22 protein-coding genes are annotated in these 25,091 nt (G+C 67.8%); 8 read left to right on the forward strand and 14 right to left on the reverse strand.

The genetic code is table 11. From position 1 onward, the window contains the following. A partial coding sequence (locus tag AC1DSC_RS00005; RefSeq protein ID WP_478081401.1) for a tripartite tricarboxylate transporter permease occupies positions 1-1,419 on the forward strand: 1,419 nt, incomplete at its 5' end. 137 nt (positions 1,420-1,556) lie between these two features. On the opposite strand, the gene AC1DSC_RS00010 is transcribed toward AC1DSC_RS00005, so the two are convergent. Continuing rightward, on the reverse strand, positions 1,557-2,483 hold the full coding sequence (locus AC1DSC_RS00010) for a LysR family transcriptional regulator (RefSeq protein WP_028254269.1): 927 nt from the start codon (positions 2,481-2,483) through the stop codon (positions 1,557-1,559). Positions 2,484-2,580: 97 nt separating this feature from the next. Here AC1DSC_RS00010 and AC1DSC_RS00015 point away from each other — a divergent pair, with 97 nt between their 5' ends. From AC1DSC_RS00015 to AC1DSC_RS00030, 4 genes are read left to right on the forward strand one after another with little or no spacing between them, the layout of a single operon-like run. Then, positions 2,581-3,555, forward strand: coding sequence for a Bug family tripartite tricarboxylate transporter substrate binding protein (locus AC1DSC_RS00015; RefSeq protein WP_028254270.1), 975 nt, complete (start codon positions 2,581-2,583; stop codon positions 3,553-3,555). A 14-nt stretch (positions 3,556-3,569) separates the two neighbouring features. Further along, entirely contained in the window at positions 3,570-5,183 is a 1,614-nt protein-coding gene (locus tag AC1DSC_RS00020) for a gamma-glutamyltransferase family protein (protein ID WP_028254271.1), read from the forward strand. A 21-nt stretch (positions 5,184-5,204) separates the two neighbouring features. Continuing rightward, complete coding sequence (locus AC1DSC_RS00025) at positions 5,205-6,155, forward strand: DMT family transporter (protein ID WP_369664274.1); 951 nt, start codon at positions 5,205-5,207, stop codon at positions 6,153-6,155. 26 nt (positions 6,156-6,181) lie between these two features. Continuing rightward, positions 6,182-6,976, forward strand: coding sequence for an SDR family oxidoreductase (locus AC1DSC_RS00030; protein WP_028254273.1), 795 nt, complete (start codon positions 6,182-6,184; stop codon positions 6,974-6,976). Positions 6,977-7,015: 39 nt separating this feature from the next. Here the strand turns inward: AC1DSC_RS00030 and AC1DSC_RS00035 are convergent, their stop codons facing one another. Then, the gene (locus AC1DSC_RS00035) at positions 7,016-7,924 is read right to left on the reverse strand and encodes a DMT family transporter (RefSeq protein ID WP_018906465.1); all 909 of its coding nucleotides are present in this window, start codon (positions 7,922-7,924) and stop codon (positions 7,016-7,018) included. Between the two features lie 101 nt (positions 7,925-8,025). Here AC1DSC_RS00035 and AC1DSC_RS00040 point away from each other — a divergent pair, with 101 nt between their 5' ends. Both AC1DSC_RS00040 and AC1DSC_RS00045 read left to right on the forward strand, forming a co-directional pair. Further along, positions 8,026-9,009 (forward strand): quinone oxidoreductase family protein, encoded by a 984-nt coding sequence (locus tag AC1DSC_RS00040; RefSeq protein WP_028254274.1) that lies wholly within the window; start codon positions 8,026-8,028, stop codon positions 9,007-9,009. Between the two features lie 101 nt (positions 9,010-9,110). Then, entirely contained in the window at positions 9,111-9,521 is a 411-nt protein-coding gene (locus AC1DSC_RS00045; protein ID WP_012746408.1) for a response regulator, read from the forward strand. A 16-nt stretch (positions 9,522-9,537) separates the two neighbouring features. Here the strand turns inward: AC1DSC_RS00045 and AC1DSC_RS00050 are convergent, their stop codons facing one another. The 10 genes from AC1DSC_RS00050 to AC1DSC_RS00095 all read right to left on the reverse strand — a co-directional run bounded on the left by AC1DSC_RS00050 (position 9,538) and on the right by AC1DSC_RS00095 (position 22,118). After that, positions 9,538-11,199: a Na/Pi cotransporter family protein gene (locus tag AC1DSC_RS00050; protein ID WP_012746409.1), complete on the reverse strand. Its 1,662-nt coding sequence runs from the start codon at positions 11,197-11,199 to the stop codon at positions 9,538-9,540. A gap of 64 nt (positions 11,200-11,263) precedes the next feature. Next, the gene (locus tag AC1DSC_RS00055; protein WP_278880950.1) at positions 11,264-12,124 is read right to left on the reverse strand and encodes a phosphodiesterase; all 861 of its coding nucleotides are present in this window, start codon (positions 12,122-12,124) and stop codon (positions 11,264-11,266) included. Continuing rightward, a complete protein-coding gene (locus AC1DSC_RS00060; RefSeq protein WP_012746411.1) occupies positions 12,121-13,182 on the reverse strand; it encodes an ABC transporter ATP-binding protein in 1,062 nt (353 codons plus the stop codon). The genes AC1DSC_RS00055 and AC1DSC_RS00060 overlap by 4 nt, the downstream gene beginning before the upstream one ends. Beyond that, positions 13,172-13,972, reverse strand: coding sequence for an ABC transporter permease (locus AC1DSC_RS00065; RefSeq protein ID WP_028254344.1), 801 nt, complete (start codon positions 13,970-13,972; stop codon positions 13,172-13,174). Before AC1DSC_RS00065 ends, AC1DSC_RS00060 begins: the two co-directional genes overlap by 11 nt. 19 nt (positions 13,973-13,991) lie before the next feature. Further along, positions 13,992-14,813: an ABC transporter permease gene (locus AC1DSC_RS00070; protein ID WP_369664275.1), complete on the reverse strand. Its 822-nt coding sequence runs from the start codon at positions 14,811-14,813 to the stop codon at positions 13,992-13,994. 315 nt (positions 14,814-15,128) lie between these two features. Beyond that, complete coding sequence (locus tag AC1DSC_RS00075; RefSeq protein ID WP_369664276.1) at positions 15,129-16,142, reverse strand: ABC transporter substrate-binding protein; 1,014 nt, start codon at positions 16,140-16,142, stop codon at positions 15,129-15,131. Positions 16,143-16,190: 48 nt separating this feature from the next. Further along, positions 16,191-17,201 carry a LacI family DNA-binding transcriptional regulator gene (locus AC1DSC_RS00080; RefSeq protein WP_369664277.1) on the reverse strand — a complete coding sequence of 337 codons (1,011 nt, stop codon included), beginning with the start codon at positions 17,199-17,201 and terminating at the stop codon, positions 16,191-16,193. Positions 17,202-17,581: 380 nt separating this feature from the next. Continuing rightward, positions 17,582-18,094 (reverse strand): signal peptidase II, encoded by a 513-nt coding sequence (lspA, locus tag AC1DSC_RS00085; protein WP_028254282.1) that lies wholly within the window; start codon positions 18,092-18,094, stop codon positions 17,582-17,584. After that, a complete protein-coding gene (gene ileS, locus AC1DSC_RS00090; RefSeq protein ID WP_369664278.1) occupies positions 18,094-20,958 on the reverse strand; it encodes an isoleucine--tRNA ligase in 2,865 nt (954 codons plus the stop codon). Before ileS ends, lspA begins: the two co-directional genes overlap by 1 nt. Before the next feature lie 122 nt (positions 20,959-21,080). Continuing rightward, entirely contained in the window at positions 21,081-22,118 is a 1,038-nt protein-coding gene (locus tag AC1DSC_RS00095) for a bifunctional riboflavin kinase/FAD synthetase (RefSeq protein WP_012746418.1), read from the reverse strand. Between the two features lie 166 nt (positions 22,119-22,284). On the opposite strand from AC1DSC_RS00095, the gene AC1DSC_RS00100 reads away from it, so the two are divergent. Then, positions 22,285-22,845, forward strand: coding sequence for an HNH endonuclease (locus tag AC1DSC_RS00100; protein WP_028254280.1), 561 nt, complete (start codon positions 22,285-22,287; stop codon positions 22,843-22,845). Here the strand turns inward: AC1DSC_RS00100 and AC1DSC_RS00105 are convergent, their stop codons facing one another. Beyond that, positions 22,846-23,634: an enoyl-CoA hydratase gene (locus AC1DSC_RS00105; RefSeq protein ID WP_028256325.1), complete on the reverse strand. Its 789-nt coding sequence runs from the start codon at positions 23,632-23,634 to the stop codon at positions 22,846-22,848. Positions 23,635-23,656: 22 nt separating this feature from the next. Continuing rightward, entirely contained in the window at positions 23,657-25,009 is a 1,353-nt protein-coding gene (locus AC1DSC_RS00110) for an alpha/beta fold hydrolase (RefSeq protein WP_028256324.1), read from the reverse strand. Positions 25,010-25,091: the final 82 nt, after the last annotated feature.

Genomic DNA, 25,091 nt, shown 5'->3' on the forward strand with positions numbered 1-25,091 from the left:
CTGATCGGCGTGCTGCCGGGCATCGGCCCGGTCGCGACCATCGCGATGCTGCTGCCCGCCACCTACGCGCTGCCGCCCGTGTCGGCGCTGATCATGCTGGCCGGCATCTACTACGGCGCGCAGTACGGCGGCTCGACCACCGCCATCCTCGTGAACCTGCCGGGCGAATCTTCGTCGGTGGTGACCGTGATCGACGGCTACCAGATGGCGCGCAAGGGCCGTGCGGGTCCGGCGCTGGCCGCGGCGGGCCTGGGCTCGTTCTTCGCGGGCTGCGTCGGCACGCTGATCCTGGCGGCCTTTGCGCCGCCGCTGACCGAGCTGGCCTTCAAGTTCGGCCCGGCCGAGTACTTCTCGCTGATGATCCTGGGCCTGATCGGCGCCGTGGTGCTGGCTTCGGGCTCGCTGCTCAAGGCCATCGCGATGATCGTTCTGGGCCTCTTGCTGGGCCTGGTCGGCACCGACGTGAATTCGGGCGTGGCGCGCTACAGCTTCGACGTTCCGGAACTGACCGACGGCATCGGCTTCGTGGCCATTGCCATGGGTGTGTTCGGCTACGGCGAAATCATTGCCAACCTTTCGCGCCCCGACGACGAGCGCGAAGTGTTCACCGCCAAGGTCTCGGGCCTGTTCCCGACCAAGGAAGACTTCAAGCGGATGATTCCCGCGGTGCTGCGCGGCACGGCGCTGGGCTCTTCGCTCGGCATCCTGCCCGGCGGCGGTGCGCTGCTGTCGGCTTTCGCGGCCTACACCATCGAGAAGAAGACCAAGCTGCATCCCGGCGAAGTGCCGTTCGGCAAGGGCAACATCCGCGGCGTGGCAGCTCCCGAGGCGGCCAACAACGCCGGTGCGCAGACCTCCTTCATCCCGCTGCTCACGCTGGGCATTCCGCCCAACGCGGTGATGGCGCTGATGGTGGGCGCAATGACGATCCACAACATCCAGCCCGGCCCGCAGGTGATGACCAGCAACCCCGAGCTGTTCTGGGGCCTGATCGCCTCGATGTGGCTGGGCAACGCGATGCTGATCATCCTGAACCTGCCGCTGATCGGCATGTGGATCAAGCTGCTGTCGGTGCCCTACAAGTTCCTGTTCCCGGCGATCGTGCTGTTCTGCGCCATCGGCGTGTACTCCACGAACAACAACACCTGGGACATCTGGATGGTCGGCATCTTCGGCTTCGTGGGCTACACCTTCTTCAAGCTGGGTTGCGAGCCTGCGCCGCTGCTGCTGGGCTTCATCCTCGGACCGATGATGGAAGAAAACCTGCGCCGCTCGCTGCTGCTGTCGCGCGGCGACTGGAGCGTGTTCGTCACGCGTCCGATCTCGCTCGGCCTGCTGCTTGCCGCTTTGCTGCTGCTCGTGATCGTGCTGCTGCCGGCGGTCAAGGCGAAGCGCGAAGAAGCCTTCGTCGAGGACTGAACGGCCCACCCCCGTCCCTCGCTCACTTCGTGTAGCTCGACTCCCCCCTCAAGGGGGCAACACCAGCGGCCCGGCATAGCCGGTTCCGCGGTGTTCCACGAAAAATACGGCGGCGCCTTCGGGCGCCGTTTTCTTTTTCAGGGCCTGGCAGCCCTTGGTGGTTTCATGTGCTGTCGTGCCATGGTGAGAAAAGCCATGGCCGCGGGATTGAGCGGATGCTTGGCCAGGCGGATGGCGACGACCGGGTATTCGAGCGCCGGGCGTGTCACCGCCACGGCGCGCAGGTTGCCGGGCATCAGCACCTCCACATAGCGCGGCAGGAGCGCCACACCCGCGCCCGCCTGGATCAGGCCGAAGGCTGTCGACAGCATCGACACATGGTGGACCACGCGCGGATACACATTCGCCATGCTCGACAGCTGGCGGCTCACGGCGCGCCACACGTTGGCGTCGGGGTTCACGTGGATGAAGGGCAGCGCCTCGAGCTGCCGGGCATCGACCACCACGCGCTGGGCCAGCGGATGGTCGTCGCGTACGAAGAGGGCCATGCGCTCGGTGAACAGCGGCTCGGTCGCCAGCTCCGAGTGCTTCTGGCCGATGTCCGAGCCAAAGCCCAGGTCGGCCTCCTGCGAGAGGATGCGCGAGATCATCTGCTCCGCGGTGCTGTCCAGCAGCGTGGTGGCCAGCGTGGGGTGCTTCTGCGAGAAGCGGCCGAGCATCGGCGGCAGCAGGGCGCCCGCCGTGAGGTGGCCCACGGCCAGCACCACGCGTCCTTCGCGCAGCTGCGACTGCGAGCGGCAGGCGCCCACCGATTCATCGATCATCCGCAGCGCCCGCACGGCGGTCTCGACCATCACTTGGCCCGCGCTCGTGAACTGGATACGGCGGCCGCGCACGATGAGCGGCTGTCCGAGCTGCTCTTCCATGCGCTTGACCAGGTGGCTGATGGCCGGCTGCGTCAGCTGCAGGCTTTCCGCTGCCAATGTGAAGCTGCCCGATTCGGCGACCGCCGCCAGCGCCCGCAGCTGCTGCAGCGAGACTTCCTCCGTGGCGTTCTTCGTCATAAGCAGCGCTCATAGTTGAATAAGCTCGATTATCTGGCTTGATGTGCGGCGGCTGCATAGCATGCGAGCTTTTCTCCACCGGGCCAGAATCAGCACCATGAAAAGAATCCAGTTCCTCCAAGCGGCCGCGGCGGCGCTTTGCGTGGCTGCATCGACGGCCAGCGTGGCCCAGGGCTATCCGAACAAGCCGGTGCGGCTGATCGTGCCGTTCCCGGCGGCCGGCGCAACCGACCTCTTCGCCCGCACGCTCGGGCAGAAGATGAGCGAAAAGCTCGGCACCTCGCTGATCATCGACAACAAGCCGGGCGCGGGCGGCGCCATCGGCTCCGACATGGCCGCGAAGGCGCCGGCCGACGGCTACACGCTGCTGCTGGCCACCACCAGCACCCACTCCATCGGGCCGGCCATCACCAGCAAGCTGCCCTATGACACGGTGCGCGACTTCACGCCCATCGCGCACGTGGGCGATGCGCCGAGCATCATGCTGGTGCCGGTCAACTCGCCCGCAAAGACCGTGCGCGAATGGATCGACCACGCAAAGAAGAACCCCGGCAAGCTCAACTACGCGTCCAGCGGCAACGGCACCATCGTGCAGCTCACTGCGGAGCTCTTCAAGGCGCAGGCCGGCGTGTTCGTGACCCACATTCCCTACAAGGGCACGGCGCTGGCCATTCCCGACCTGATCAGCGGCAAGGTCGACGTGCTGTTCGATTCGCTTCCCACCGGCATGCCGCACGTGCGCGACGGCCGGCTGCGCGCGCTGGGCGTCACCACGCTCAAGCGCAGCCCGCTCGCGCCTGAACTGCCGCCGATCGCCGACACGCTGCCGGGCTTCGAGTCGAACACCTGGTTCGGCTTCTACGGTCCCAAGGGCCTGCCGGCGGACATCGTGGCGCGCGTCAACAAGGCCGCGAACGAGGCGCTGGCCGATCCCGAGGTGAAGGAAAAACTGTCGCGCCTGGGCATCGAGCCTGCCGCCGCCGGAACGCCCGAGCAGTTCGCCAAAATGGTGGCGGCCGATGCCGCCAAGTGGAAAAAGATCGTGGTCGAGCGCAAGATCACCAACGAATAAGCGAGCACATTCCCATGAATTTCGACTTCGGCAACCCCTATCTCTCCACCCGCATTCCGATCTTCGCGCGCAACGTGGTGTCGACCTCGCACCCGCTCGCCTCGCAGGCGGGGCTGCGCATGCTGCAGCAGGGCGGCAATGCCGTCGATGCGGCCATTGCCACCGCGGCCGTGATGACGCTGGTCGAGCCCGTGAGCAACGGCCTGGGCAGCGACGCCTTCTGCATCCTGTGGGACGGCAAGGAACTGCACGGCCTCAACGCCTCGGGCCCCGCGCCCAAGGCCTGGACGCCCGACTACTTCAAGGCCAAGTACGGCGCCGACGCCGCCACGCCGCCGATGCGCGGCATCGATTCGGTCACCGTGCCGGGCGCGGTGCGCGGCTGGGTGGCGCTCTCCGACCGCTTCGGCAAGCTGCCTTTCGCCGACCTGCTGGCACCGGCCATCGACATCGCCGAGCGCGGCTACCTGGTGCCGCCGGTGGTGCAGCAGAAGTGGGCCGCGGCCACGCCGGTGCTGGCATCGGTGGCGGGCTTCGCGCAGACCTTCATGCCCTGGGGCCGCGCACCCGAAGTGGGCGAGCTGTTCCGCTTCACGGCCGCCGCGCGCGCGCTCAAGGCCATTGCCCGCACCAAGGGCGAGGCCTACTACAGCGGCGAGATTGCCGAGGCGCTTGCCAGGTTCTCGAAGGAGCAGGGCGGCTCGCTCACGGTGGCCGACCTCTCGGCCTACCAGCCCGAATGGGTCAAGCCGATCTCGCGCGACTACCGCGGCCACACGCTGCACGAGATTCCGCCCAACGGGCAGGGCATTGCGGCGCTGATCGCGCTCGGCATCTTGGAAAAGTTCGACATCGCCTCGCTGCCGGTCGACTCGGTCGCTTCGCAGCACCTGCAGATCGAGGCGATGAAGCTCGCCTTCGCCGACGTCTACCGCTATGTGTCGGAGCCATCGTCGATGACGGTGACACCCGCGCAAATGCTCGATGACTCCTACCTCGCATCGCGTGCGAGACTCATCGACGTGAAAAAGGCACAGGACTTCAAGGCCGGCAACCCCGTCAAGGGCGGCACCATCTACCTCACGGCGGCCGACGAGAGCGGCATGATGGTGAGCTTCATCCAGAGCAACTACATGGGCTTCGGCTCGGGCTGCGTGGAGCCCGAGTTCGGCATCAGCCTGCAGAACCGCGGCCACGGCTTCAGCCTCAAGGCCGAGAGCCCGAACGTCGTGGCGCCGGGCAAGCGGCCGTTCCACACCATCATCCCGGCCTTCCTCACCAAGGACGGCCAGCCGGTGATGAGCTTCGGCGTGATGGGCGGCAACATGCAGCCGCAAGGCCACATGCAGACGCTGGTGCGCATGCTCGACTACAAGCAGAACCCGCAGGCCGCCTGCGATGCGCCGCGCTGGCGCTTCAACGCGGGGCTCGAGATCAACGTCGAGGCCGCAATGAACCCGGCCACGGTGCAGGGCCTGCGCGAGCTTGGCCACCACCTGGACGTGATCGACGACTCCTACCAGGACTTCGGCGCCGGCCAGTTCATCTGGCGCGCGGGCGATCCGTCGGTCGAAGGCTACGTGGCCGCCAGCGATCCGCGCCGCGATGGCCTGGCGGCGGGCTTTTGACGGCTACGCGATGATCGGGGAATGACCAAGTCCGCCGTACAGACCGGCATTCCCTCTTCTTCAGCCAGCGGCGCAAGGAGCCTTGCGCCCGGCCTCATCCTCGCCTCGCTCGGCGCGGTCGCGTTCAGCGGCAAGGCCATCATCGTCAAGCTGGCCTACCGCTACGGCGTGGATGCGATCACGCTGATCATGCTGCGCATGCTGTTCGCGCTGCCGCTGTTCGCACTGATGGCGTGGTGGGCCGGCCGCGGCAAGCCCGCGCTCACCTTGCGCGACTGGTTCGGCGTGGCCGGGCTCGGCTTCTCGGGCTACTACCTGGCGAGCTTTCTCGACTTTGCCGGGCTCGCCTACATCTCGGCCAGCTTCGAGCGGCTCATTCTCTATCTCAACCCCACGCTGGTGCTGCTGTTCGGCTGGCTCCTGTACCGGCGGCGCGCCACGCGGCCGCAGGTGCTCGGCATGATCGTGAGCTATGCCGGCGTGCTGCTCGTGTTCGGGCACGAGCTCTGGATCGGCGGCGGCGGCAAGGGCGGCGGCGCGGCGGCCTGGGGCACCTTCCTCGTGTTCCTGAGCGCCGTGAGCTATGCGGCCTACCTTGTCTACAGCGGCGAATTCGTCAAGCGCCTGGGCTCGCTGCGGCTCGTGGGGCTGGCCACCACCGTGGCCTGCCTGCTGTGCATCCTGCAGTTCGTGCTGACGCGGCCGATGAGCGCCGCAATGCAGGTGGCGCCCGAGGTCATCTGGCTGTCGGTGCTCAACGCCACGCTGTGCACGGCGGTGCCTGTCCTCATGGTCATGATGGCCATCGAGCGCATCGGCCCGGCCATGGCCGCGCAAACCGGCATGATCGGGCCGCTGTCGACCATCCTCATGGGCGTGGTCATACTCGGCGAGCCGTTCACCGCGTGGATCGCGGCCGGCACGGTGCTCGTGATTGCGGGCATCTTCGTTTTCACACGCACGGGGCGCTAGCGCTCCTGCAGTCAAGGAGCAACAACATGGATTTGGGCATTGCAGGCAAGACCGCGCTGGTGTGCGGCGCGAGCAAGGGACTGGGCTACGGCTGCGCCGAGGCGCTGGTGCGCGAGGGCGTGAACGTGGTGATCGTGGCGCGCGGCGCCGAGGTGCTCGAAGCGGCGGCTGCGAAGCTGGCCGCAGCGGCAGCCGGCTCGCCGGCGCCTTTCGTCAAGCACGTGGCCGCCGACATCACGACCGAGGCCGGCCGCGCGGCGGTGTTCGCGCTCGGCCACGACTTCGACATCGTCGTCACCAACGCCGGCGGCCCGCCTCCGGGCGATTTCCGCAACTGGGACCGCGAGGCATGGATCAAGGCCGTCGACGCCAACATGCTGACGCCGATCGAGCTCATCAAGGCCACGGTCGACGGCATGGCCAAGCGCGGCTTCGGGCGCATCGTCAACATCACCTCGAGCTCGGTGAAGTCGCCCATCGACATCCTCGGCCTCTCCAACGGTGCGCGCAGCGGCCTCACGGGCTTCGTGGCCGGCGTGGCGCGCACGCCCATCGCCGCGCAGGGCGTGACCATCAACAACCTGCTGCCCGGTTCCTTCGACACCGACCGCCTGAAGGGCACGATGGCCGGCGCAGCGCAGAAGTCGGGACAAGACTTCGACACCGTGTGGGAAGCCCGCAAGAAGAACATTCCGGCCAGGCGCTTCGGCACGCCCGCCGAGTTCGGCGCGATCTGCGCCTTCCTCTGCAGCATGCAGGCCGGCTACATGACGGGACAGAACGTGTTGGCCGACGGCGGCGCCTACCCCGGCACGTACTGAGCTCGCCCCCAGGCTGCGCGCGCTTCGTGCCGCGCGCGGCTATGGGCGCCGTGACGAGATCACGATGCCGCCCACGATCAGCGCAAAGGCCGCGCCGTGGTACCAGTGCGGCGGCTCGCGCAGGAAGGCCGCGGACAGCAGCGCGGCGAACAGCGGCGTGAGGTTCATGAAGAAGCTCGCGGCCTGCGGCCCCGCATGCTGCACGCCGCTGCCCCAGCAGCGGTAGGCCACCACGGCCGGGCCGATGCCGATGAAGGCCAGCGCCGCCAGCAGCGGCCATCCGAGCTCCATGCGCGCATCGGCCAGCGTCCATTCCCCGGCCGCGAACAGGCCCGACCATGCGAGGCCGAACACCAGCTGTGCCATCAGGAACGCGGCCCAGTCCTGCCGCACGTCCTGCGGCTCCCGCGTGCGCACCAGGAACCAGCTGTAGAACGCCCAGGCGATGGTGCCCAGGATCATGTAGAGATCGCCCGGCACCAGCCGCAGCGCGAGCAGCTGCCGCCATTCGCCCCGGCTCAGCACCAGCAGCACGCCCAGCATCGAGAGCAGCGAGCCGCCGATCTCGCGCCCGCCGACACGCGCGCCGAAGAAAATGCCGCCCACCGCCAGCATCCACAGCGGCAGGCTGGAGCCCACCAGCGTGACGTTGATCGGCGCGGAGGTCTGCAGCGCCAGGTACTGGAATGCGTTGTAGCTGCCGATGCCCAGCAGCCCCAGCACCGAATAGCGCTTCCAGTGCGCCCACATCGGGCTGCCGCGGCGCAGCACCGGCCATGCGAGCGGCAGCAGCAGCACGAACGCGATGACCCAGCGCACGAAGTTCAGCGTGAGCGGCGACACCAGGTCGCGCACCAGGCGGCCGACCACCGCATTGCTCGCCCACAGCAGCGGCGGCACGGTGAGCAGGAAGACGGTGGAAGGCGTGAGGCGCTGCTGGATCTGCATGGCCGCCGACTCTACCGGGCATTCCCCGCCCCCGTCGCGCGAAGGCCAAACGTGGCACCATGCGCCTCTTCTTTTCTGTGCGACTGGAGACTGCAAAGATGATGAGCAAAGCCGTCCGTATCGACCGCCATGGCGGCCCCGAGGAACTGAAGATCGTCGACGTCGAGGTGGGCGAGCCCGGCCCCGGCGAGATCCGCATCCGCCACAAGGCCGTGGGCCTGAACTTCATCGACACCTACCAGCGCAGCGGGCTCTATCCGTTCCAGATGCCGCTGCAGCTGGGCATGGAAGCCTCGGGTGTGGTCGAGGCCGTGGGCGAAGGCGTGGCGCACCTGAAGGCCGGCGATCGCGCCGCCTATGCGAGCCAGCCGCCCGGTGCCTACAGCGAGCTGCGCGTGATGCCGGCCAAGAATGTCTGCAAGCTGCCCGATGCGATCTCCTTCGAGACCGGCGCGGCCATGATGCTCAAGGGCCTCACGACGCAATACCTGCTGAAGAAGACGCTGCCGGCCGAAGGCCTGCAGCCCGGCGACTTCATCCTGTTCCATGCGGCGGCCGGCGGCGTCGGCCTGATCGCCTGCCAGTGGGCCAAGGCGCTCGGCCTGCAGCTGATTGGCACGGCCGGCAGCGACGCCAAGTGCAAGCTCGCGCTCGAACACGGCGCGGCGCATGCCATCAACTACAGCACCGAGAACTTCGCGGCCCGCGTGAAGGAGATCACCGGCGGTAAGGGCGTGAAGGTGGTGTACGACTCGGTCGGCAAGGACACCTGGGAAGGCTCCATCGACTGCCTGCGCCCGTTCGGCCTGCTGGCTGTGTTCGGCAACGGCTCGGGCCCGGTACCGCCGATCAGCCTGGGCACGCTGGCGTCCAAGGGCTCGCTCTACGTGACGCGACCGACGCTGTTCACGCACATCGCCACGCGCGAGAGCACGCAGGCCATGGCCGACGACCTGTTCGCCGTGGTGCAGAGCGGCGCGGTGAAGATCCCGATCGACCAGCGCTATGCACTGGTCGACGTGCAGCAGGCGCATCGCGACCTGGAAGCGCGCAAGACCACCGGCTGCACCATCCTCACGCTCTGAGGCCGGGCCAGCCGCCGTCCTACCCGCGGTGGGGTGTCATGCCTGCGTCTTGTGCAAGGCGCACTTTGTAGCCTTCAGCAAAGCCAGCGAAGGCCCGCGCCATGGACACCGTCAGAACCTTCATCGTCGAGGACAACCCCGCCATCCGCGAGAACCTGGCCGGCACGCTGCGCGAGGTGGCGCGGGTCGATCCGGTGGGCCAGGCCGAAACCGAGAACGAGGGCGCGCGCTGGCTCGCGGGCAACCTGTCGCAATGGGACCTGGCCATCGTCGACCTGTTCCTCAAGGACGGCACCGGCTTCGGCGTGCTCGAGGCCTGCCGCAACCGCGATCCGAACCAGAAGATGGTGGTGCTCAGCAACCACCTGACGCCGCAGATGCGGCGCAAGTGCGCGCAGCTGGGCGCCGACGCGGTGTTCGACAAGGCCACCGAGCTCGACGACCTGGTCGACTTTTGCCTGCGCCGGCGCATGGAGCAGTTCGCGGCCCCGCCATTCCCTGCGGCGCACTGACCGCGCCAGCGCGAGATCAGCCCTCGATCTTGCCGAGCCGCGATTCGCGCAGCCGGCTCGGCGCCAGCGCGCCCGCCGATTCGAGGATCGGATAGGCAATGGAGCAGATGTGCGAGTTGATCCGCTTCAGGTCGCTGATCAGGTCGATGTGCAGCGAGCTGGTCTCCATGCTCAGCGTGGTGCGGTCGGAGAGCCGGTCGAGGTGCGTGGTGGCATAGGCCCGCTCGAGGTCGCGGAAGCGCGCCTTCTCCTCGAGCAGCCGCTGCGCGTCGCGCACGTTGCCGTTCAGGAAGACGCTCATGCTCAGCCGCAGGTTGGCGACCAGCCGTCCGTGCAGCTCGACGATTTCCGCCATGCCCGCTTCGGAGAAATTGCGCTGCGGCTTGATCTTCTTGTCCTCGATGTCGATGATCACGCGCTCGATGATGTCGCCGATCTGCTCCATGTTGATGGTGAAGCTGATGATGTCGGTCCAGCGCCGGCTTTCTTCCTCGCCCAGCGCCTCGCGCGAGATGCGCGTCATGTAGTACTTGATGGCCGAGTAGAGCTCGTCCACCGTGTCGTCGAGCTGCCGCAGCTCCTGCGCCAGGCGCAGGTCGTTGTGGCGGATCACGTCGAGCGTGCCGATGAGCATGGTCTCCACCACGTCGGCCTGGTGCAGCGCCTCGCGCGCCGCGTTGGAAATGGCGAGCGAGGGCGTCGACAGCGCCGACGGGTCGAGGTGATGCGGCCGCGTGGAGGTGGCCGGCAGCGGAGGCACCGGCAGCATCTTCGTGACCAGCGCGGCAACCCACTGCGTGAGCCCGATGAAGCCCAGGCTGATGAGCACGTTGAACGCCAGGTGGAACAGCACCACGCCGTGCGTCGCGTTCGGCACGTGCGGCTGCACGTAGCGCAGCCAGAGCCCGACGAAAGGCGCGACGATGGCCACGCCCAGCCCCTTGAACAGCAGGTTGCCCACCGTGACCTGCCGCACCGGCACCGCGGACTTGGCCGTGGTCAGCACCGCCAGCAGGCCGCTGCCGAGGTTGGCGCCCAGCACCAGCCCGAGCGCGACGTCCAGCGGCACCACGTTGGAACTGGCCATGGCCGCCACCAGCAGCACCACCGCCAGGCTCGAATAGGCCACGATCGCCAGCGCCGCGCCGATGGTGATCTCGAGCAGCACATCGCTGTTGAGCGAGGCCAGCAGCACGCGCACGGCCGGCGCCGAAAAGAGGGGCTCGGTCGCTTCCACCACCAGCTGCAGCGCCAGCAGCATCAGCCCCAGGCCGATCAGCACCCGCCCCACGCGGCCCGCCACGCTGGCCGAGCGGGTGATGAACAACACCACCCCCACGAAGATGAACATCGGCGACAGCCACGAGAGATCGGCCGAGAACAGCACCGAGATGAGCGCCGTGCCCACGTCGGCCCCGCGCATCACCGCCAGCGCCGCCGGCAGCGTGACCAGGCCCTGCCCCACGAAGGAGGAGGTCATCAGCGAGGTGGCGGTGCTCGACTGCACCAGGGCCGTGACGCCGATGCCCGACAGCGCGGCCGTGAAGCGGTTGCGCATGCTCTGCACCAGGATCTTGCGCAGGTTGGCGCCGAACACGCGCAGCACGCCCGTGCGCACGAGGTGCGTGCCCCACACCAGCAGGGCAACGGCGGCGAGCAGGTTCAGGAGGTGCTTCATGGATGCCGGTTTCTATCCTTTTCGTTTTTGTTCGTTTGCGGCCCCATTTTCCACATGAATGGCCTCAGTCGATCAACGCTCCGTTGTCATGGAAGGGAAAAGGGCCTTCGAAAGTGCCCGAAGCTGCCAGATGGGTCACGAGCCGGCCGTCCCGGGCCGACCAGGCGTGAATCTTGAAGCCCGGGGGCTCCAGCGTCCAGGCCGAGGCCGCATCGGGCGACAGGTCCAGGCAGACCTGGTGCGCCGGCGCCGGCGAAGTCGATGCAATGCTGCCGCCAAAGCGCACGTCGATCGCGCGGTGCAGGTGGCCGCAGATCACGCGCTCCACGTTGCGGTGCCGCGCGACCAGCGCCTCGAGCGCCTCGGCGCCCTGCAGCAGGCCGATCTCGTCCATGTGGCCGATCAGCGTGCGGAAAGGCGGGTGGTGCATGGCGATCACCACTGGCTCGCCGCGGCAGGCATCGAGCTGTTCCTCGAGCCAGGCCAGGCGCTCGCTGCAGAGTTCGCCGTGGCTCGCGCCCGGCACGCAGGTGTCCAGCGTGAGCAGGCGCAGCGCGCCGACGCGCACCGAATACTGCACGAAGCCGGCCGAGCCGACGCCCGCCGCCAGGTAGGCATGGCCGGGAAAGCTGCGGCGCAGCTGGCCGCGCTCGTCATGGTTGCCGGGCATCAGGTAGACCGGCATCGCGAGCGGCGCCAGCAGGCGCGCCAGGTGCTCGTATTCGGCCGCGCGGCCGAAGTCGCTGAGGTCGCCCGTGATCACGACGGCGTCGGGCTGCTGCGGCAGCCGAAGCACCGATTGCACCGCGCGCTCCAGGTAGGGCGCGGTGTCGATGCGGCCATAGGCCAGGCGTCCCGGCTCGCGGATGTGCAGGTCGGTCAGCTGGACCAGGAAGGTGGTGTCTTGTGTCGTTGTCGTCGTCATGCGATGGTCTCCTGCGAGGTCATCAGGCGGTCGGGCTGGATGCGCAGGCCCACCGGATCGCCGGGACCGAAGGGTGTGTCGCGGCCCACGTCGGCCACGAGCAGGGGCTGGTCCTGCACGCGCAACTGCAGCTGCACGCGGTCGCCGAGAAAGGTGCGGCGCTCGACCGTGGCGGTGCCCCAGTCGGGCCGGGGCGCGCTCACTTCGACGTCTTCGGGCCGCACCAGCAGCATCGCATGGCTGCGCCAGGCGGGTGGGCAAGGCAGGGTGCTTCCGCCGAGTCGGACAACGCCTTGCGCAATGGCGTCGGCTTCGCGCGCGAGGCGGTTGACGCGGCCCAGGAATTCGGCAACGAAGGGATGTGCCGGCGCGCGGTACAGCTCCTCGCCGCGGCCGATCTGCACGATGCGCCCGGCGCTCATCACCGCCAGGCGGTCGGCAATGGCCAGCGCCTCCTGCTGGTCGTGCGTCACGTGGATGGCCGTGATGTGCAGCCGGCGCAGCAGTTCGGCAAGCTCGTCGCGCAGCGACTCCTTGAGCTTGGCATCGAGCGCGGCCAGCGGCTCGTCGAGCAGCAGCACGCGCGGGCGCACGGCCACGGCACGCGCCAGCGCCACGCGCTGCCGCTGGCCGCCCGAGAGCTCGGCGGGGCGCTTGTTCTCCAGGCCGCCCAGGCGCGTCAGGTCGACCAGCTCGCCCACCGCGCGCCTTTCCTCTTCCGGCGCCACGCCGCGGATGCGCAGCCCATAGCCGATGTTGGCCGCCACCGTCATCTGCGGAAACAGCGCATAGCTCTGGAACACCATGCCCACGCCGCGATGCTCCACCGGCCGCTCGGTGACGTCCTGCCCGCCGAACACGATGCGGCTGCCTGCGTCGGGCGCTTCGAGCCCCGCGATCAACCGCAGCAGCGTGGTCTTGCCGCAGCCCGAGGGCCCGAGCAGCGCCAGCACCTCGCCGGCCTCCACGTGCAGGTGGGTGGGCAGCAGGCCGCGCGTGCCGTCGGCGTAGGTTTTCGCGCAGTTCGCGATGTCGATGGGAATGCGTTCAAGTTCCATGGCGTTTCTGCATCAGGTTGGCAAGATATTGAAGGCCCCACAGCACCGGAAGGATCACGGCGAAGAAGACCAGCGTGTAGGCCGATCCGATCTCGATGCGCATCGAGGCATAGCTGTCGGCCAGGCCCACGGGCAGGGTGCGCGTGAGCGGCGTGTGCAGCATCCACGTGAGGTTGAACTCGCCCACCGAGAGCGTGAACACCATCAGGCTGCCGGCCACGATGGCGGGGAACACCGCGGGCACGAGGATGCCCATGAAGCGCTGGCGGAAGTTCGCGCCCAGCGAGCGGGCCGCCTCTTCGAGCGCGAGCAGGTCGTCGCGCTGGAAGGCCGAGCTCACGGTGCGCACCATGAACGGCAGCGTGAACACCATGTGGCCCACCAGGATGAAGGCGAAGCTCTGGCGGAAGGCCGTGAGCTGCCCGTAGGCAAGGATCAGCGCCAGCGCCGTGGCCAGCCCCGGCACCGCCACCGGCAGCGTGAGCAGCTCCTCGAAGATGTGCGCCGCGCGCGAGCGGCTGCGCGCCAGCGCATAGGCGCAGGGCACGCCCAGCAGCACGGTGCCCACCACGCAGGCCAGCGCCAGCGCGAGCGACCAGCCGACGGTGCCGCCGTAGTTGTCCCATACCTCGCCGAGCCAGCGCAGCGTGAGGCCGCTCTTCAGGCCCGCGCTGTAGTTGTTGACCAGGCCCGCCATCACCGACAGCAGCATCGGCGCGATCATGAAGAGGCTCACGAGCACGGTGATGGCCAGCAGGAAGGGCGCCCGGGGTTGCGTGTTCTTTCGCATGAGGGAGTTCCTTGATGATTCAGCGCGCGACCGGGTTGGCCCCGAAGCGCCGCGCGGCGAACAGCACCAGCCAGGTCACGAGGCCCAGCGCGATCGACAGCGATGCGGCGAGCGCGAAGTTGGCGTAGTTGGTGAACTCGTTGTAGATGGTGATGGGGATCACCTCGAACTTGCTGGCCAGCGTGAACGCGGTGCCGAAGGCGCCCATCGAGGTGGCGAACAGGATCGCGCCGCATGCGAGCGTGGTGGGCGCGAGTTCGGGCAGCCACACGTCGCGCGCCACGCGCAGCCGCGAGGCGCCGAGCGAGCGCGCGGCTTCTTCGAGCTGCATGTTCATGGCCTCGGCCGCGGCGGCATAGGTGGCAATGGCGCGCGGCAGCGAGAAGTAGAGGTACGCGAGAAACAGCCCGAGCAGGCCGTAGGCGAAGGTGATGCGCTGGCCGAACAGGCTGTCGCCGATGTCGGCCACCAGCCCTTGGCGCCCGCCGAGCAGGATCACGAAGAAACCAATGATCACGCCCGGAAAGGACAGCGGCAGCGTGAGCAGCGACAGCAGCATGCGCTTGCCCGCGAAGGCATGGCGCGCAAGGTAGATGCCGACGGCGGCGCCGAGCACCAGGGTTGCCAGTGTCACGGCCACCGACAGTGCGACGGTGTTGGCCATGCTCTGCAGGTAGCGCGAGTCGGTGAGCACTGCGAAGTAGGTGGACCAGCCTTTGCTCGCCGGCAGCGTGAGCAGGCGCACCACCGGCAGCAGCCAGAAGGCCGCGAAGAAAACGGCGGCGGGGGCTGCGCAGGCCAGCAGGCGCCAGCGGGGGTTCCAGGCGTTGGGTTGCTTCATCTCAGTTTTTCATTACGCGCTTGTGTTCTTGTCGCTGTTTTGTTCGGGGCGTGTGCACAGGCCACCGGGTACTCCCCTCCGCGAATGTCCCCCGCCTTCGGCTCCTCCTTTATTTCGCTGCGGGGAGCACCCGATGGCCTGTGCACCAGGGCACGCTCTGGGTGTACCGCTGATCAACGACTGCTCTGTCCAACGCACCCGCTGATGGGGTGCCTTGCGCAGCGAAATCAAGGGGGAGGCCGCAGGCCGGAGGACATTCGCGGAGCAAGGTACCCCGTCGGCGGGAGCGCGCCCTGAACGCATCCGGGACAAAACTCAGCGCACTTCCTTGAGATACCGATCGGAGAACGCACGCTGCGCCTCGGCCATGCGGGCGTAGTCGACGCTCTTCGCGCGGGCGTATTCGGTAGCAGGCAGGAACTGCGCCTCGATGTCCTTGGGCATTGCGCTCGCGCGCACCGGCCGCAGGTAGGCCTTGGCCCAGATCGCCTGGCCCTCGTCGGACAGCACGAAGTCGAGCACCTTCTTGCCCTCGGCCGCATGCGGCGCCCTGGCGACCAGGCTCATCACGTAGGGCACGGCCAGCGTGCCTTCGCTCGGGATGACGAAGGCGACGTTGGCCTTGTCCTTGTACTTGGCGCGGTAGGCATTGAAGTCGTAGTCCAGCAGGATCGCGATCTCGCCCGACAGCACGCGCGCGTAGGAAGTCTGCTTGGGCACGATGGGCTCGTTCTTCTGCAGCGCCTTGAAATAGTCGATGGCCGGCGCGAAGTTGTCGAGCGTGCCGCCGCGCGCCTCGTTCACCGCCACCGCGCCGACATAGCCCACGAAGGCCGAGGCCGGATCGAGGTAACCGATCAGGCCCTTGTATTCGGGCTTGAGCAGGTCGGCCCACGACTTCGGAATCGGCTTGCCCTTGAGCGCATCGACGTTGACCATGAAGCCGAGCGTGCCCGAGTGGATGGTGAACCAGTTGCCCGCCGGGTCCTTCAGGCCGTCGGGAATGTCTTTCCACGCGGCCGGCTTGTAGGGTTCGACCACGCCTTCCTTCTGCGCCTGCACCGCGAAGGTCACGCCCAGGTAGGTGACGTCGGCCACGGGGCTCGCTTTCTCGGCCACCAGCTGCGCGAGCGACTGGCCCGAGTTCTTGTTGTCGGCCGGCACGGTGATGCCGGTCTTGGCCTTGATGGCCTTGAGCTGCGTGCCCCAGTCGGCCCACTCGGTGGGGCAGTTGTAGCAAATGGCAGTCTGGGCCATGGTGCTGCCAGCGGCAACGAGCGCGGCGGCGATCAGGCCGAGGCGAGCCATGCGGGAAATACGGAGGGACATGAAAGAACTCCTTGGATGGATATGTGGAGACGGAGGTGAGGTGATCGATCAGTCGTTGGCGTTGTCGCGCGCGGCCGCGCACGATTCGCCGTCGCGGAAGAAGTACGGCAGCAGCAGGCTCGCATCGGCCTGCAGCGCGGTGCCGCCGGCCATCGCCTGGATCAGCAGCTCGACGCTGCGGCGGCCGATGTCGTCGTTGGGCTGCGCGATGGTGGTGAGCGCCGGCGTCAGGTCTTCGCCGAGCGCGATGCCATCGAAGCCGATGACGCTGAGGTCGTCCGGCACGGCAAGGCCGCCCAGGTGCGCGGCGCGGATGCTGCGGATGGCGAGCAGGTCGTTCGAGCAGACCAGCGCAGTGGGCCGGCCGGGCGCCTGCAGCACGCCGGCGAGCGCATCGACCGCGCTTTCGACAAACGGCACCTCGATCAGCGGCGGTGCCTTGAGCCCGGCATCGCTCATGCCCTTGCGGTAGCCGCGGTAGCGCTGCTGCGCGCGGTCGGACGCGGCGAGCGTGCCGCTGACCATCGCGATGCGGCGATGCCCATGCAGCACCAGCCGCGCCACCGCATCGGCCACGGCCGCTTCGCCATCGACGGTCACGCAGGGATGCTCGGGGTGCCTGTTGTAGGCCAGCACGTAGGGCGTGCCGGTGCTGCGCAGCCGGGCCAGCGCGGCCGACGTGGAAGGATTGGAGACCACGAGGATCAGCCCGTCGACATTGCCGGCCAGAAGCAGGTGGACCGCGCGCTCTTCCTCGTCGAGCTGGTAGCCGGTGGTGATGGGAATGATCGCGTAGCCGCCGGCGATGGCCGCGCGTGCGATGCCCTGCAGGCATTCGGCAAAGGTCGGATTCAAGAGCGTCGGCAGCACCACGCCCAGCGCACGGCTGCGCTGGGTGCGCAAGGTGCGCGCGCTGGCGTTCGGCACATAGTCGAGTTCACGCGCGACGCGCTCCACCAGCTCCCGCGTGGATCGGGTCACCTTGTCGGGGAAATTGAAGGCTCGCGACACGGTGGCCACGGAAACCCCGGCTTTGGCTGCAACGGCTTGGATGCTCATTCGTGCGGTGTCATGTAATCGATTACATTTCACCGCGGCAGTATGACCCCGCCGTGACAGCCGATGAAGTGGGGAAAAACCCTCGCGCGCGTGCGAGCCCGGTCTTGCTCCCTCTCCCTCCGGGAGAGGGCCGGGGTGAGGGCAGCGGCATCCAAGCGACGGCAAGCGCCCGGCAGGCGGTGCGGTGCGGTCGGCCCCTCTGTGCCGCCGAGGAGCGCAGCGTTTCGCGGATCAGGGCTCGCAGCTGTCTGAGCCGAAGGCGAGTTCTGCGAGACCCCGCGAAACGCGAGCACCGCAGGGCAGCCCGAAGGGCCGGCATAGTGGGGCCGACCGCGCCGCGCCGCATGCCGGGCGCGTCTCCCCAAAGCCGCTAAGAAGCCCTACTTCCCCCGCCGAACCCGCCGTATCTCATCCAGCACCAGGCAGATCGCCCCCAGCGTGATCGCGCTGTCCGCCGCATTGAACGCCGGGAAGTACCAGTTGCCCACGTGGAAGCTCAGGAAGTCCACCACGTAGCCGTGCATCATCCGGTCGATCACATTGCCGATCGCCCCGCCCAGGATGCAGGCCATCGAGAACGAAAACAGCTTCTGCCCCGCGTGCGACTTCAGCATCCAGACGATGAACACCGCGGCCGCCACGCCAATGGCCGTGAAGAACCAGCGCTGCCAGCCTGAGTGGTCGGCCAGGAACGAGAACGCGGCGCCCGTGTTGTGCGCGCGAACCACGTTGAAGAAGCTCGTCACGTAGGTTGCGTCGCCCAGCTTGTAGTAGCCCAGGATCAGCGTCTTGGTGAACTGGTCGATGATCAGGATGATCGCCGCCAGCCCGAGCCATGGCCAGATGCTGCCGCTGCGCGAGCGCGATGCCGACATGGTGCGTGCCGCCGCCATCAGGCAAAGCTCCGCGGCTCGCCGGCACCGAACAGGTTGCTCGTGCAACGGCCGCAGATCGTCGGATGCGCCGGGTCGTGGCCCACGTCGTCGCGGTAGTGCCAGCAGCGATCGCACTTCTGCGCCGTGCTCGGCGTCACCACCGAAGACAGCGCTTCGCCCGCCGCCAGTTCGATCGCCGAAGTGATGAAGACGAACTTCAGGTCGTTGCCCAGCGACTCCAGCAGCGCGAAGTCGTCGGCCGGTGCGCTGAGCTGCAGCTTGGCCTGCAGCGACGAGCCGACCTTGCCTTCGGCGCGCACGGCTTCGATGTCCTTGTTGACCACGTCGCGGATCTCGCGGATGCGGCCCCACTTCGCAAGCAGTGCTTCGTCGGGCGCGGCGAACTGGCTGTAGGTCTGCGCAAAGATCGACTCGCCCGGCTTGCCCGTGCTCACGAACTTCCATGCCTCTTCGGCCGTGAAGCTCAGGAACGGCGCCATCCAGCGCAGCATTGCCTGCGAGATGTGCCAGAGCGCCGTCTGCGCACTGCGGCGCGCCAGCGAGCCCGGCGCGGTCGTGTAGAGCCGGTCCTTCAGGATGTCGAGGTAGAAGCCGCCCAGGTCTTCCGAGCAGTAGATCTGCAGCTTGGCCACCACCGGATGGAACTCGTACACCTTGTAGTGCGCAAGGATCTCGGCCTGGAACTGCGCCGCGCGCGAGAGCGCATAGCGGTCGATCTCGAACAGTTCCTCGAGCGGCACCGCATCCTTGGCGATGTCGAAGTCGCTCGTGTTCGCCAGCAGGAAGCGCAGCGTGTTGCGGATGCGGCGGTAGGCATCGACCACGCGCGCGAGGATCTTGTCGTCGCCCGCGATGTCGCCCGAGTAGTCGCTCGCGGCCACCCACAGGCGGATGATTTCCGAGCCCAGCTTGTTGCTGATTTCCTGCGGGTCGATGCCGTTCTTGAGCGACTTGCTCATCTTGATGCCCTTGGCATCCACCGTGAAGCCGTGCGTGAGCAGGCCGCGGTAGGGCGCGCGGCCTTCCAGCGCGCAGGCGATCAACAGCGACGAATGGAACCAGCCGCGGTGCTGGTCATGGCCTTCGAGGTACAGGTCGGCTTCGGGGCCGCTCTCGTGGTGCACGTTGGGGTGCGTGCCGCGCAGCACGTGATAGAAGGTCGAGCCCGAGTCGAACCACACCTCGAGGATGTCGGTGCTCTTGGTGTAGTGCGGCGCATCTTCGGCGCCCAGGATTTCTTCGGCCGTGACGCGGCTCCAGGCCTCGATGCCGCCCTTCTCGACGATGTCGGCGGCCTGGTCGAGGATTTCCATCGTGCGCGGATGCAGCTCGCCCGAATCCTTGTGCAGGAAGAACGGGATCGGCACGCCCCAGCTGCGCTGGCGGCTGATGCACCAGTCGGGCCGCCCGGCGATCATGTCGTGCAGGCGCGCCTTGCCGTTCTCCGGGTAGAAGCTGGTCTGTTCGATGGCGTCGAGCGCGGTCTGGCGCAGCGTCTTGGGCGCCTTGTCCTTGGTGAACACGCCTTCGCCCTGGTCCATGCGGATGAACCACTGCGCCGCGGCGCGGTAGATCACCGGCGTCTTGTGGCGCCAGCAGTGCGGATAGCTGTGCGTGATGGTCTCGGTGGTGAGCAGGCGGTTGGCATCGCGCAGCGCCGCGATGATCACCGGCACGGCCTTCCAGATGTTCTGCCCGCCGAACAGCGGGAAGTCGGGCGCGTAGCTGCCGTTGCCCTGCACCGGGTTCAGGATATCGTCATACGCCACGCCATGCGCGATGCAGGAGTTGAAGTCGTCCACGCCGTAGGCGGGCGAGGAGTGGACCAGGCCGGTGCCGTCGGTGGCGGTGGCGTAGTCGGCCAGGTACACGGGCGACAGGCGCTGGTAGCCGTGGTTTCCGTTCTCGTCCTTCACGTCGTACAGCGGATGCTCGAATTCGAGCCCGCCAAGTGCTTCGCCCTTGACCGTGGCCAGCACCTTGCCGTCGAGCGCATAGCGCGTCATGCACATCTCGACCAGCGAGTTGGCGAGGATCAGGAGGCCGCGCTCGGTGTCGACCAGCGAGTATTCGATCTCCGGGTTCAGGTTGATCGCCTGATTGGCCGGGATGGTCCACGCGGTGGTGGTCCAGATCACGGCAAAGATGTCGCCGAGGATCGTGTGGTCGGTCCCGAAGGCCTTGAGCACCTTCTCGCGCTCGTGCGCCTTGAAGGCCACGTCGAGGGTCTGGCTCTTCTTGTCGGCGTATTCGATCTCGAACTCGGCCAGCGACGAGCCGCAGTCGAAGCACCAGTACACGGGCTTGAGGCCGCGGTAGACGAAGCCGCGCTCGATCACGCGCTTGAACGCGCGCAGCTCGCCGGCTTCGTTCGCGAAGTCCATCGTCTTGTAGGGATGGTCCCATTCGCCCAGCACGCCCAGGCGCTGGAAGTCGGCCATCTGCTGCGCGATCTGTTCCGTGGCGTAGGCGCGGCTCTTGGCCTGCATCTCGTCGCGGCTCAGGTTGCGGCCGTACTGCTTTTCGATGGCGTTCTCGATCGGCAGGCCATGGCAGTCCCAGCCGGGCACGTAGAGCGCGTCGTAGCCTTCGAGCTGGCGCGCCTTGGTGATCATGTCCTTCAGGATCTTGTTCACCGCGTGGCCCATGTGGATCTGGCCGTTGGCGTAGGGCGGGCCGTCGTGCAGGATGAACTTGGGCGCGCCGTGGCGGGCGTCGCGCAGGCGCTGGTAGCGGCCTTCGTCGTTCCATTCCTTGACCCAGCCCGGTTCGCGCTTGGGCAGGTCGCCGCGCATCGGGAAGGGGGTGTCGGGCAGGTTCAGCGTGGAACGGTAGTCGGTAGGGGAAGCGGCGTCAGACATGTTGGGGTGCGAAACAGAGGGGCTTCGACAGGCTCAGCCCGAACTGCATTTGAGCGGTCGGTGCGGAAGAAAAGCCGTTCGCCCTGAGCTTGTCGAAGGGCGGCAGCACGGTGCGTGCAGGGCTAAATTCGGTCGCGCGTGGTCTGGCGGTGGGTTTCGGCGTGGGTCGACGCAAAGAACGCGCGCGCGTCGCGCCCATCCTTCGCGATGCCCGCAGTCAGGGCCTCGAGGCTGGTGTAGCGCAATTCGTCGTGCAGTTTGTGCAGGAGTTCCACGCGGACGATTTTACCGTAGGCCCCTTCGGCTCCCAGATGCGAGGGCCACTCGAGGCAATGCGTCTCCAGCAGCACGCGGCCCGCGTTGACGTCGTTGGCATCGAGCGAGGGCCGCACGCCGAGGTTGGCCACACCCGGCAGCGGCTGGTCGGCCAGCCCGTGCACCAGTACCGCGAAGATGCCGCTGGCCGCCGGTTTCCAGTGCTTGAAGCGCAGGTTGAGGGTGCGGAACCCGTCGTCCTTGCCGGGCGCCGAGGCGCCCAGCGCGCGGCCGAGCTTGCGGCCATGGACCACGTGGCCCGAGATCGTGTAGGGCCGCCCGAGCAGGTGCTGGGCATCGGCCATGCGGCCCTCGGCCAGCGCCTCGCGCACGGCCGAGCTGGAAACGCGCAGGCCGTGGACCTCGTAGCTGTTCATGCGCGCCACGTCGAAGCCGTGCGCATCGCCGGCGGCGTCGAGCATGGCGTAGTCGCCGGCCCGCCTGGCGCCAAAGCGGAAGTCGTCGCCCACCAGCACGTAGCGCGCGCCCAGGCCGTCGATCAGCACGTTCTGGATGAAGGCTTCGGGCGACTGGGAGGCCAGCCGGCCGTCGAAGGGCAGCACCACCGTCTGCGCCACGCCGCAGGCCGCGAGCTCGGTGAGCTTGTCGCGCAGCGTGCCGATGCGCGCGGGCGCCAGGTCGGGTTTCTTGGTGACGGCGGCGAAATAGTCGCGCGGATGCGGCTCGAAGGTGAGCACGCAGCTGGGCAGCCCGCGATGGCGCGCCTCGGTCTGCAAGAGCGCCAGCATGGCCTGGTGGCCACGGTGCACGCCGTCGAAATTGCCGATGGTGAGGGCGCAGGCCGGAGCCACGCCCGGGTGCCGGAAGCCGCGGAAAACCTGCATGGATGGGTATCTTTTTGATAGCGCCTTTTGCCCGTCGAATGGGCATATCAGGCCGTTTTGTCACAAAGCCGGTATATTGTGACTCAGTGCGTCGCCTGAAGTGGTCTCCGGCGTGCTCCGTGTCCCTGGTCTTTCCGTGATTCTTCCCTTTTTGAGGAGGCGTGTGGTGAAGGTCTTGAAGCTGTCGGCCCAAGGGCTGCCCCAGTCATGGATATCGCTCGAACAGGCGGTCATCCACTATGCAGCGGACGAAGTCCGCTGGGAGGTGGGCGCGCAGGTGGCCGTGTTCCGTGGCGGCCACAATGCCATCACCGGCCAGCAGTCGCAGATCGCGATCAACAGCATCATCGGCACCAAGGGCGTGCCGCGCATCAATCCCTTCACCCAGCGCCCGGGGCTCACCAACAGCAAGCTGTTCTCGCGCGACCGCAACGTCTGTGCTTACTGCGGCGGGCATTTCCACGAAGACGAGCTCACGCGCGAGCACATCATTCCGTTCGCGCAGAACGGCATCGACACCTGGATGAACGTGGTCACGGCCTGCCGGCCCTGCAACCACCGCAAGAGCAGCCGCACGCCCGAGCAGGCCAACATGCCGCTGCTGTACGCGCCCTACGTGCCCAGCCTCTGGGAAGATTTCATTTTGCGAAACCGCCGCATCCTGGCGGACCAGATGGAATTCCTGATGGCGCACCTGCCGCAGAGCTCGCGGCTGCACGACACCTAGCTAGCGCTTCCAGCCGGGCGGGCGCTTCTCGATGAAGGCCTGCACGCCTTCCAGCGCGCTCTCGTCCATCATGTTGCAGGCCATGGTCTGGCTGGCGTCGGCCAGCGCGGCCTCTATGCCGGTTTCGAGCTGCCGATAGAACAGCGCCTTGCCGAGCGCGAGCGCCTGGCGCGGCTTGGCGACGATGCTGGCCACCAGCGCCTCCACTGCGGCGTCGAGCTCGCCGGGCGGCGCCACCCGGTTGACCAGGCCTTTCTCGCGGGCTTCCTCCGCGCCGATGAATTCGCCGGTCACCAGCATCTCGAAGGCCTGCTTGCGGCCGAGATTGCGCGACAGCGTGACGCTCGGCGTGGCGCAGAACAGGCCCACGTTCACGCCGCTGACCGCGAAGCGCGCCTCGCTCGAGGCCACCGCCAGGTCGCACACCGCGACCAGCTGGCAGCCCGCGGCCGTCGCGATGCCGTGCACGCGCGCGATCACCGGCACGGACAGGCGCTGGATCGACAGCATCATCGCGCCGCAGCGCTCGAACAGCCGCTGGTAGTAGCCGAGCGAGGGTTCGGCGCGCATTTCCTTCAGGTCGTGGCCCGCGCAGAAGGCCTTGCCCGCTGCCGCGATGACGACGGCGCGCACCGTGTCGTCGGCCGCAATGTCAGCGAGCGCCTGTTCGAGCGCGCCCAGCATGCCTTCGGAGAGGGCGTTGAACGAGGCCGGGCGGTTCAGCGTCAGCGTGGCCACGCCGCGCGCATCGCGTGTCGCCAGCACGAAGGGAGAAGTCGCGTCATTCATGTCCTGGGCCCTCGTCAATCAGTCAGTAGGTCAATTCGAGCACCGTCACGTGCTGCTGCGCCGCCGGCCAGGTCAGGCCGGTGATGCGCTCCGCGTTGAATTCGCCGGTCACCGCGCGCTGCGGTTGTGCGGCGGCCACCCGCAAGCGCGAACTCGACACGCCGGAGCCCTTGGGCGGCACGCCGGGCGGCGGGCTCTGGCCGTCGAAGCGCATGGTGTCGCGCTCTGCATCGAAGTAGCCGCGCGGCCGCGTGAAGACGACCACCGCCTGGGCGCTGCCATCGGCCGGCGTGAGGCGTTCGGGCCGCAGGTTCACGACGCGGCTGCTGCGCGGAAACGGACTGCGGTAGATGTGCGTGATGCCGTAGCCGGGTGCGCTGAGCACGAACTCGTAGGCCGTGTCGCCGCGCGCATTGAACGGACCCCAGCGGCCATCGGCGCCGATGCTCTTGCTGTGCACCGCATCGCCGCGCCGTGCGCCCGTGGCCGGATCCACCGCGTAGACGGTGACCTGCCCGCCATTGAGCGAAAGGTTCTCCGCGCCCACCGCCCGGCCGTCGAGCACGACGCTCGCCTCGGGCGCCACCGCCGTGCTGCGCGGCGCTTCGCCGGTCAGGAACTGCCAGGTCGCCGCGAATGCCGCGGGCGAGAACGAGGTTTCCCGGTGGTCCACGCGCGGCAGCACCACGTTGGTTGCGCCCTTGAGCGCCGGTCCGTCGAAGCCGATGTTCGTCGGCTGGCCCGGCACCCCGATCCACACGCCATCGGGCTGGGCGTACTTGTCGTTGTTGTCCGAGCGCAAGGTGAGCCACTTCACGCCCGGCGTGACCTCCTCGCCGTTCGGCCCTTTCGGCGCGTTGAGCTGCTGCATGAAGCCCGAGAGCCCCGAGAACTCGTTGTTCTCGCGGAAGCCCTTCACGGCCCAGATGCCGTGCGCCGGATTGCCGCCCAGCACCACGTGGCTCACGACGGCCGCGCCGCCGCCGTTCTGCACGTAGTTGCGGATCGTGTTGCCGCCGCGCGAATTGCCGATCAGCACCACCTTGCCGGCGCCCGTGGCCTTCAGCACCTTGTCGACCTCGGCCTTCAGGAAGAGGGCCGAATCGGCGGTCGAGCTGCGGCCCGGCTGGGCCACGGCATCGTCGTCGCGTGCCAGCGGGTAGGGCTGGTCGAGCGCAAAGAGCCGGTCGCGCGGCCAGCCGTTCGACTCGAAGCGCCAGATCGTGGTCTGCCAGAGCGCAGCCGAATCGCCATTGCCGTGCATGAAGACGATCGGCGGGCGTTCGGTGTACGAAGGCGAGGGGGCGGTGGCGCAGGCGGTCAGCATGGCGGTCGATGCGAGTCCGAGGGCCAGCAGGGTGCGGCGTGATGGCATGTGATGTGTGTTCCTGGCGAGGTTCCAGTAAGAACGCCCGCCGGCGCAAGGCGGGCGGGCGTTGGATGCTATGGGAAAAACT

It is taken from the genome of Variovorax sp. 01N425, from assembly GCF_056399465.1.

Excerpts from the sequence above, each read along its gene's own strand:
- AC1DSC_RS00110 (WP_028256324.1), bottom strand. The coding sequence starts at position 25,009 with ATGCCATCACGCCGCACCCTGCTGGCCCTCGGACTCGCATCGACCGCC.
- AC1DSC_RS00030 (WP_028254273.1), top strand. The coding sequence starts at position 6,182 with ATGGATTTGGGCATTGCAGGCAAGACCGCGCTGGTGTGCGGCGCGAGC.
- AC1DSC_RS00010 (WP_028254269.1), bottom strand. The coding sequence starts at position 2,483 with ATGACGAAGAACGCCACGGAGGAAGTCTCGCTGCAGCAGCTGCGGGCG.
- AC1DSC_RS00070 (WP_369664275.1), bottom strand. The coding sequence starts at position 14,813 with ATGAAGCAACCCAACGCCTGGAACCCCCGCTGGCGCCTGCTGGCCTGC.
- AC1DSC_RS00045 (WP_012746408.1), top strand. The coding sequence starts at position 9,111 with ATGGACACCGTCAGAACCTTCATCGTCGAGGACAACCCCGCCATCCGC.
- AC1DSC_RS00020 (WP_028254271.1), top strand. The coding sequence starts at position 3,570 with ATGAATTTCGACTTCGGCAACCCCTATCTCTCCACCCGCATTCCGATC.
- AC1DSC_RS00095 (WP_012746418.1), bottom strand. The coding sequence starts at position 22,118 with ATGCAGGTTTTCCGCGGCTTCCGGCACCCGGGCGTGGCTCCGGCCTGC.
- AC1DSC_RS00040 (WP_028254274.1), top strand. The coding sequence starts at position 8,026 with ATGAGCAAAGCCGTCCGTATCGACCGCCATGGCGGCCCCGAGGAACTG.
- AC1DSC_RS00065 (WP_028254344.1), bottom strand. The coding sequence starts at position 13,972 with ATGCGAAAGAACACGCAACCCCGGGCGCCCTTCCTGCTGGCCATCACC.
- ileS (WP_369664278.1), bottom strand. The coding sequence starts at position 20,958 with ATGTCTGACGCCGCTTCCCCTACCGACTACCGTTCCACGCTGAACCTG.
- AC1DSC_RS00025 (WP_369664274.1), top strand. The coding sequence starts at position 5,205 with ATGACCAAGTCCGCCGTACAGACCGGCATTCCCTCTTCTTCAGCCAGC.
- AC1DSC_RS00015 (WP_028254270.1), top strand. The coding sequence starts at position 2,581 with ATGAAAAGAATCCAGTTCCTCCAAGCGGCCGCGGCGGCGCTTTGCGTG.
- AC1DSC_RS00105 (WP_028256325.1), bottom strand. The coding sequence starts at position 23,634 with ATGAATGACGCGACTTCTCCCTTCGTGCTGGCGACACGCGATGCGCGC.
- AC1DSC_RS00060 (WP_012746411.1), bottom strand. The coding sequence starts at position 13,182 with ATGGAACTTGAACGCATTCCCATCGACATCGCGAACTGCGCGAAAACC.
- AC1DSC_RS00055 (WP_278880950.1), bottom strand. The coding sequence starts at position 12,124 with ATGACGACGACAACGACACAAGACACCACCTTCCTGGTCCAGCTGACC.
- AC1DSC_RS00035 (WP_018906465.1), bottom strand. The coding sequence starts at position 7,924 with ATGCAGATCCAGCAGCGCCTCACGCCTTCCACCGTCTTCCTGCTCACC.
- AC1DSC_RS00050 (WP_012746409.1), bottom strand. The coding sequence starts at position 11,199 with ATGAAGCACCTCCTGAACCTGCTCGCCGCCGTTGCCCTGCTGGTGTGG.
- AC1DSC_RS00080 (WP_369664277.1), bottom strand. The coding sequence starts at position 17,201 with ATGAGCATCCAAGCCGTTGCAGCCAAAGCCGGGGTTTCCGTGGCCACC.
- lspA (WP_028254282.1), bottom strand. The coding sequence starts at position 18,094 with ATGGCGGCGGCACGCACCATGTCGGCATCGCGCTCGCGCAGCGGCAGC.
- AC1DSC_RS00075 (WP_369664276.1), bottom strand. The coding sequence starts at position 16,142 with ATGTCCCTCCGTATTTCCCGCATGGCTCGCCTCGGCCTGATCGCCGCC.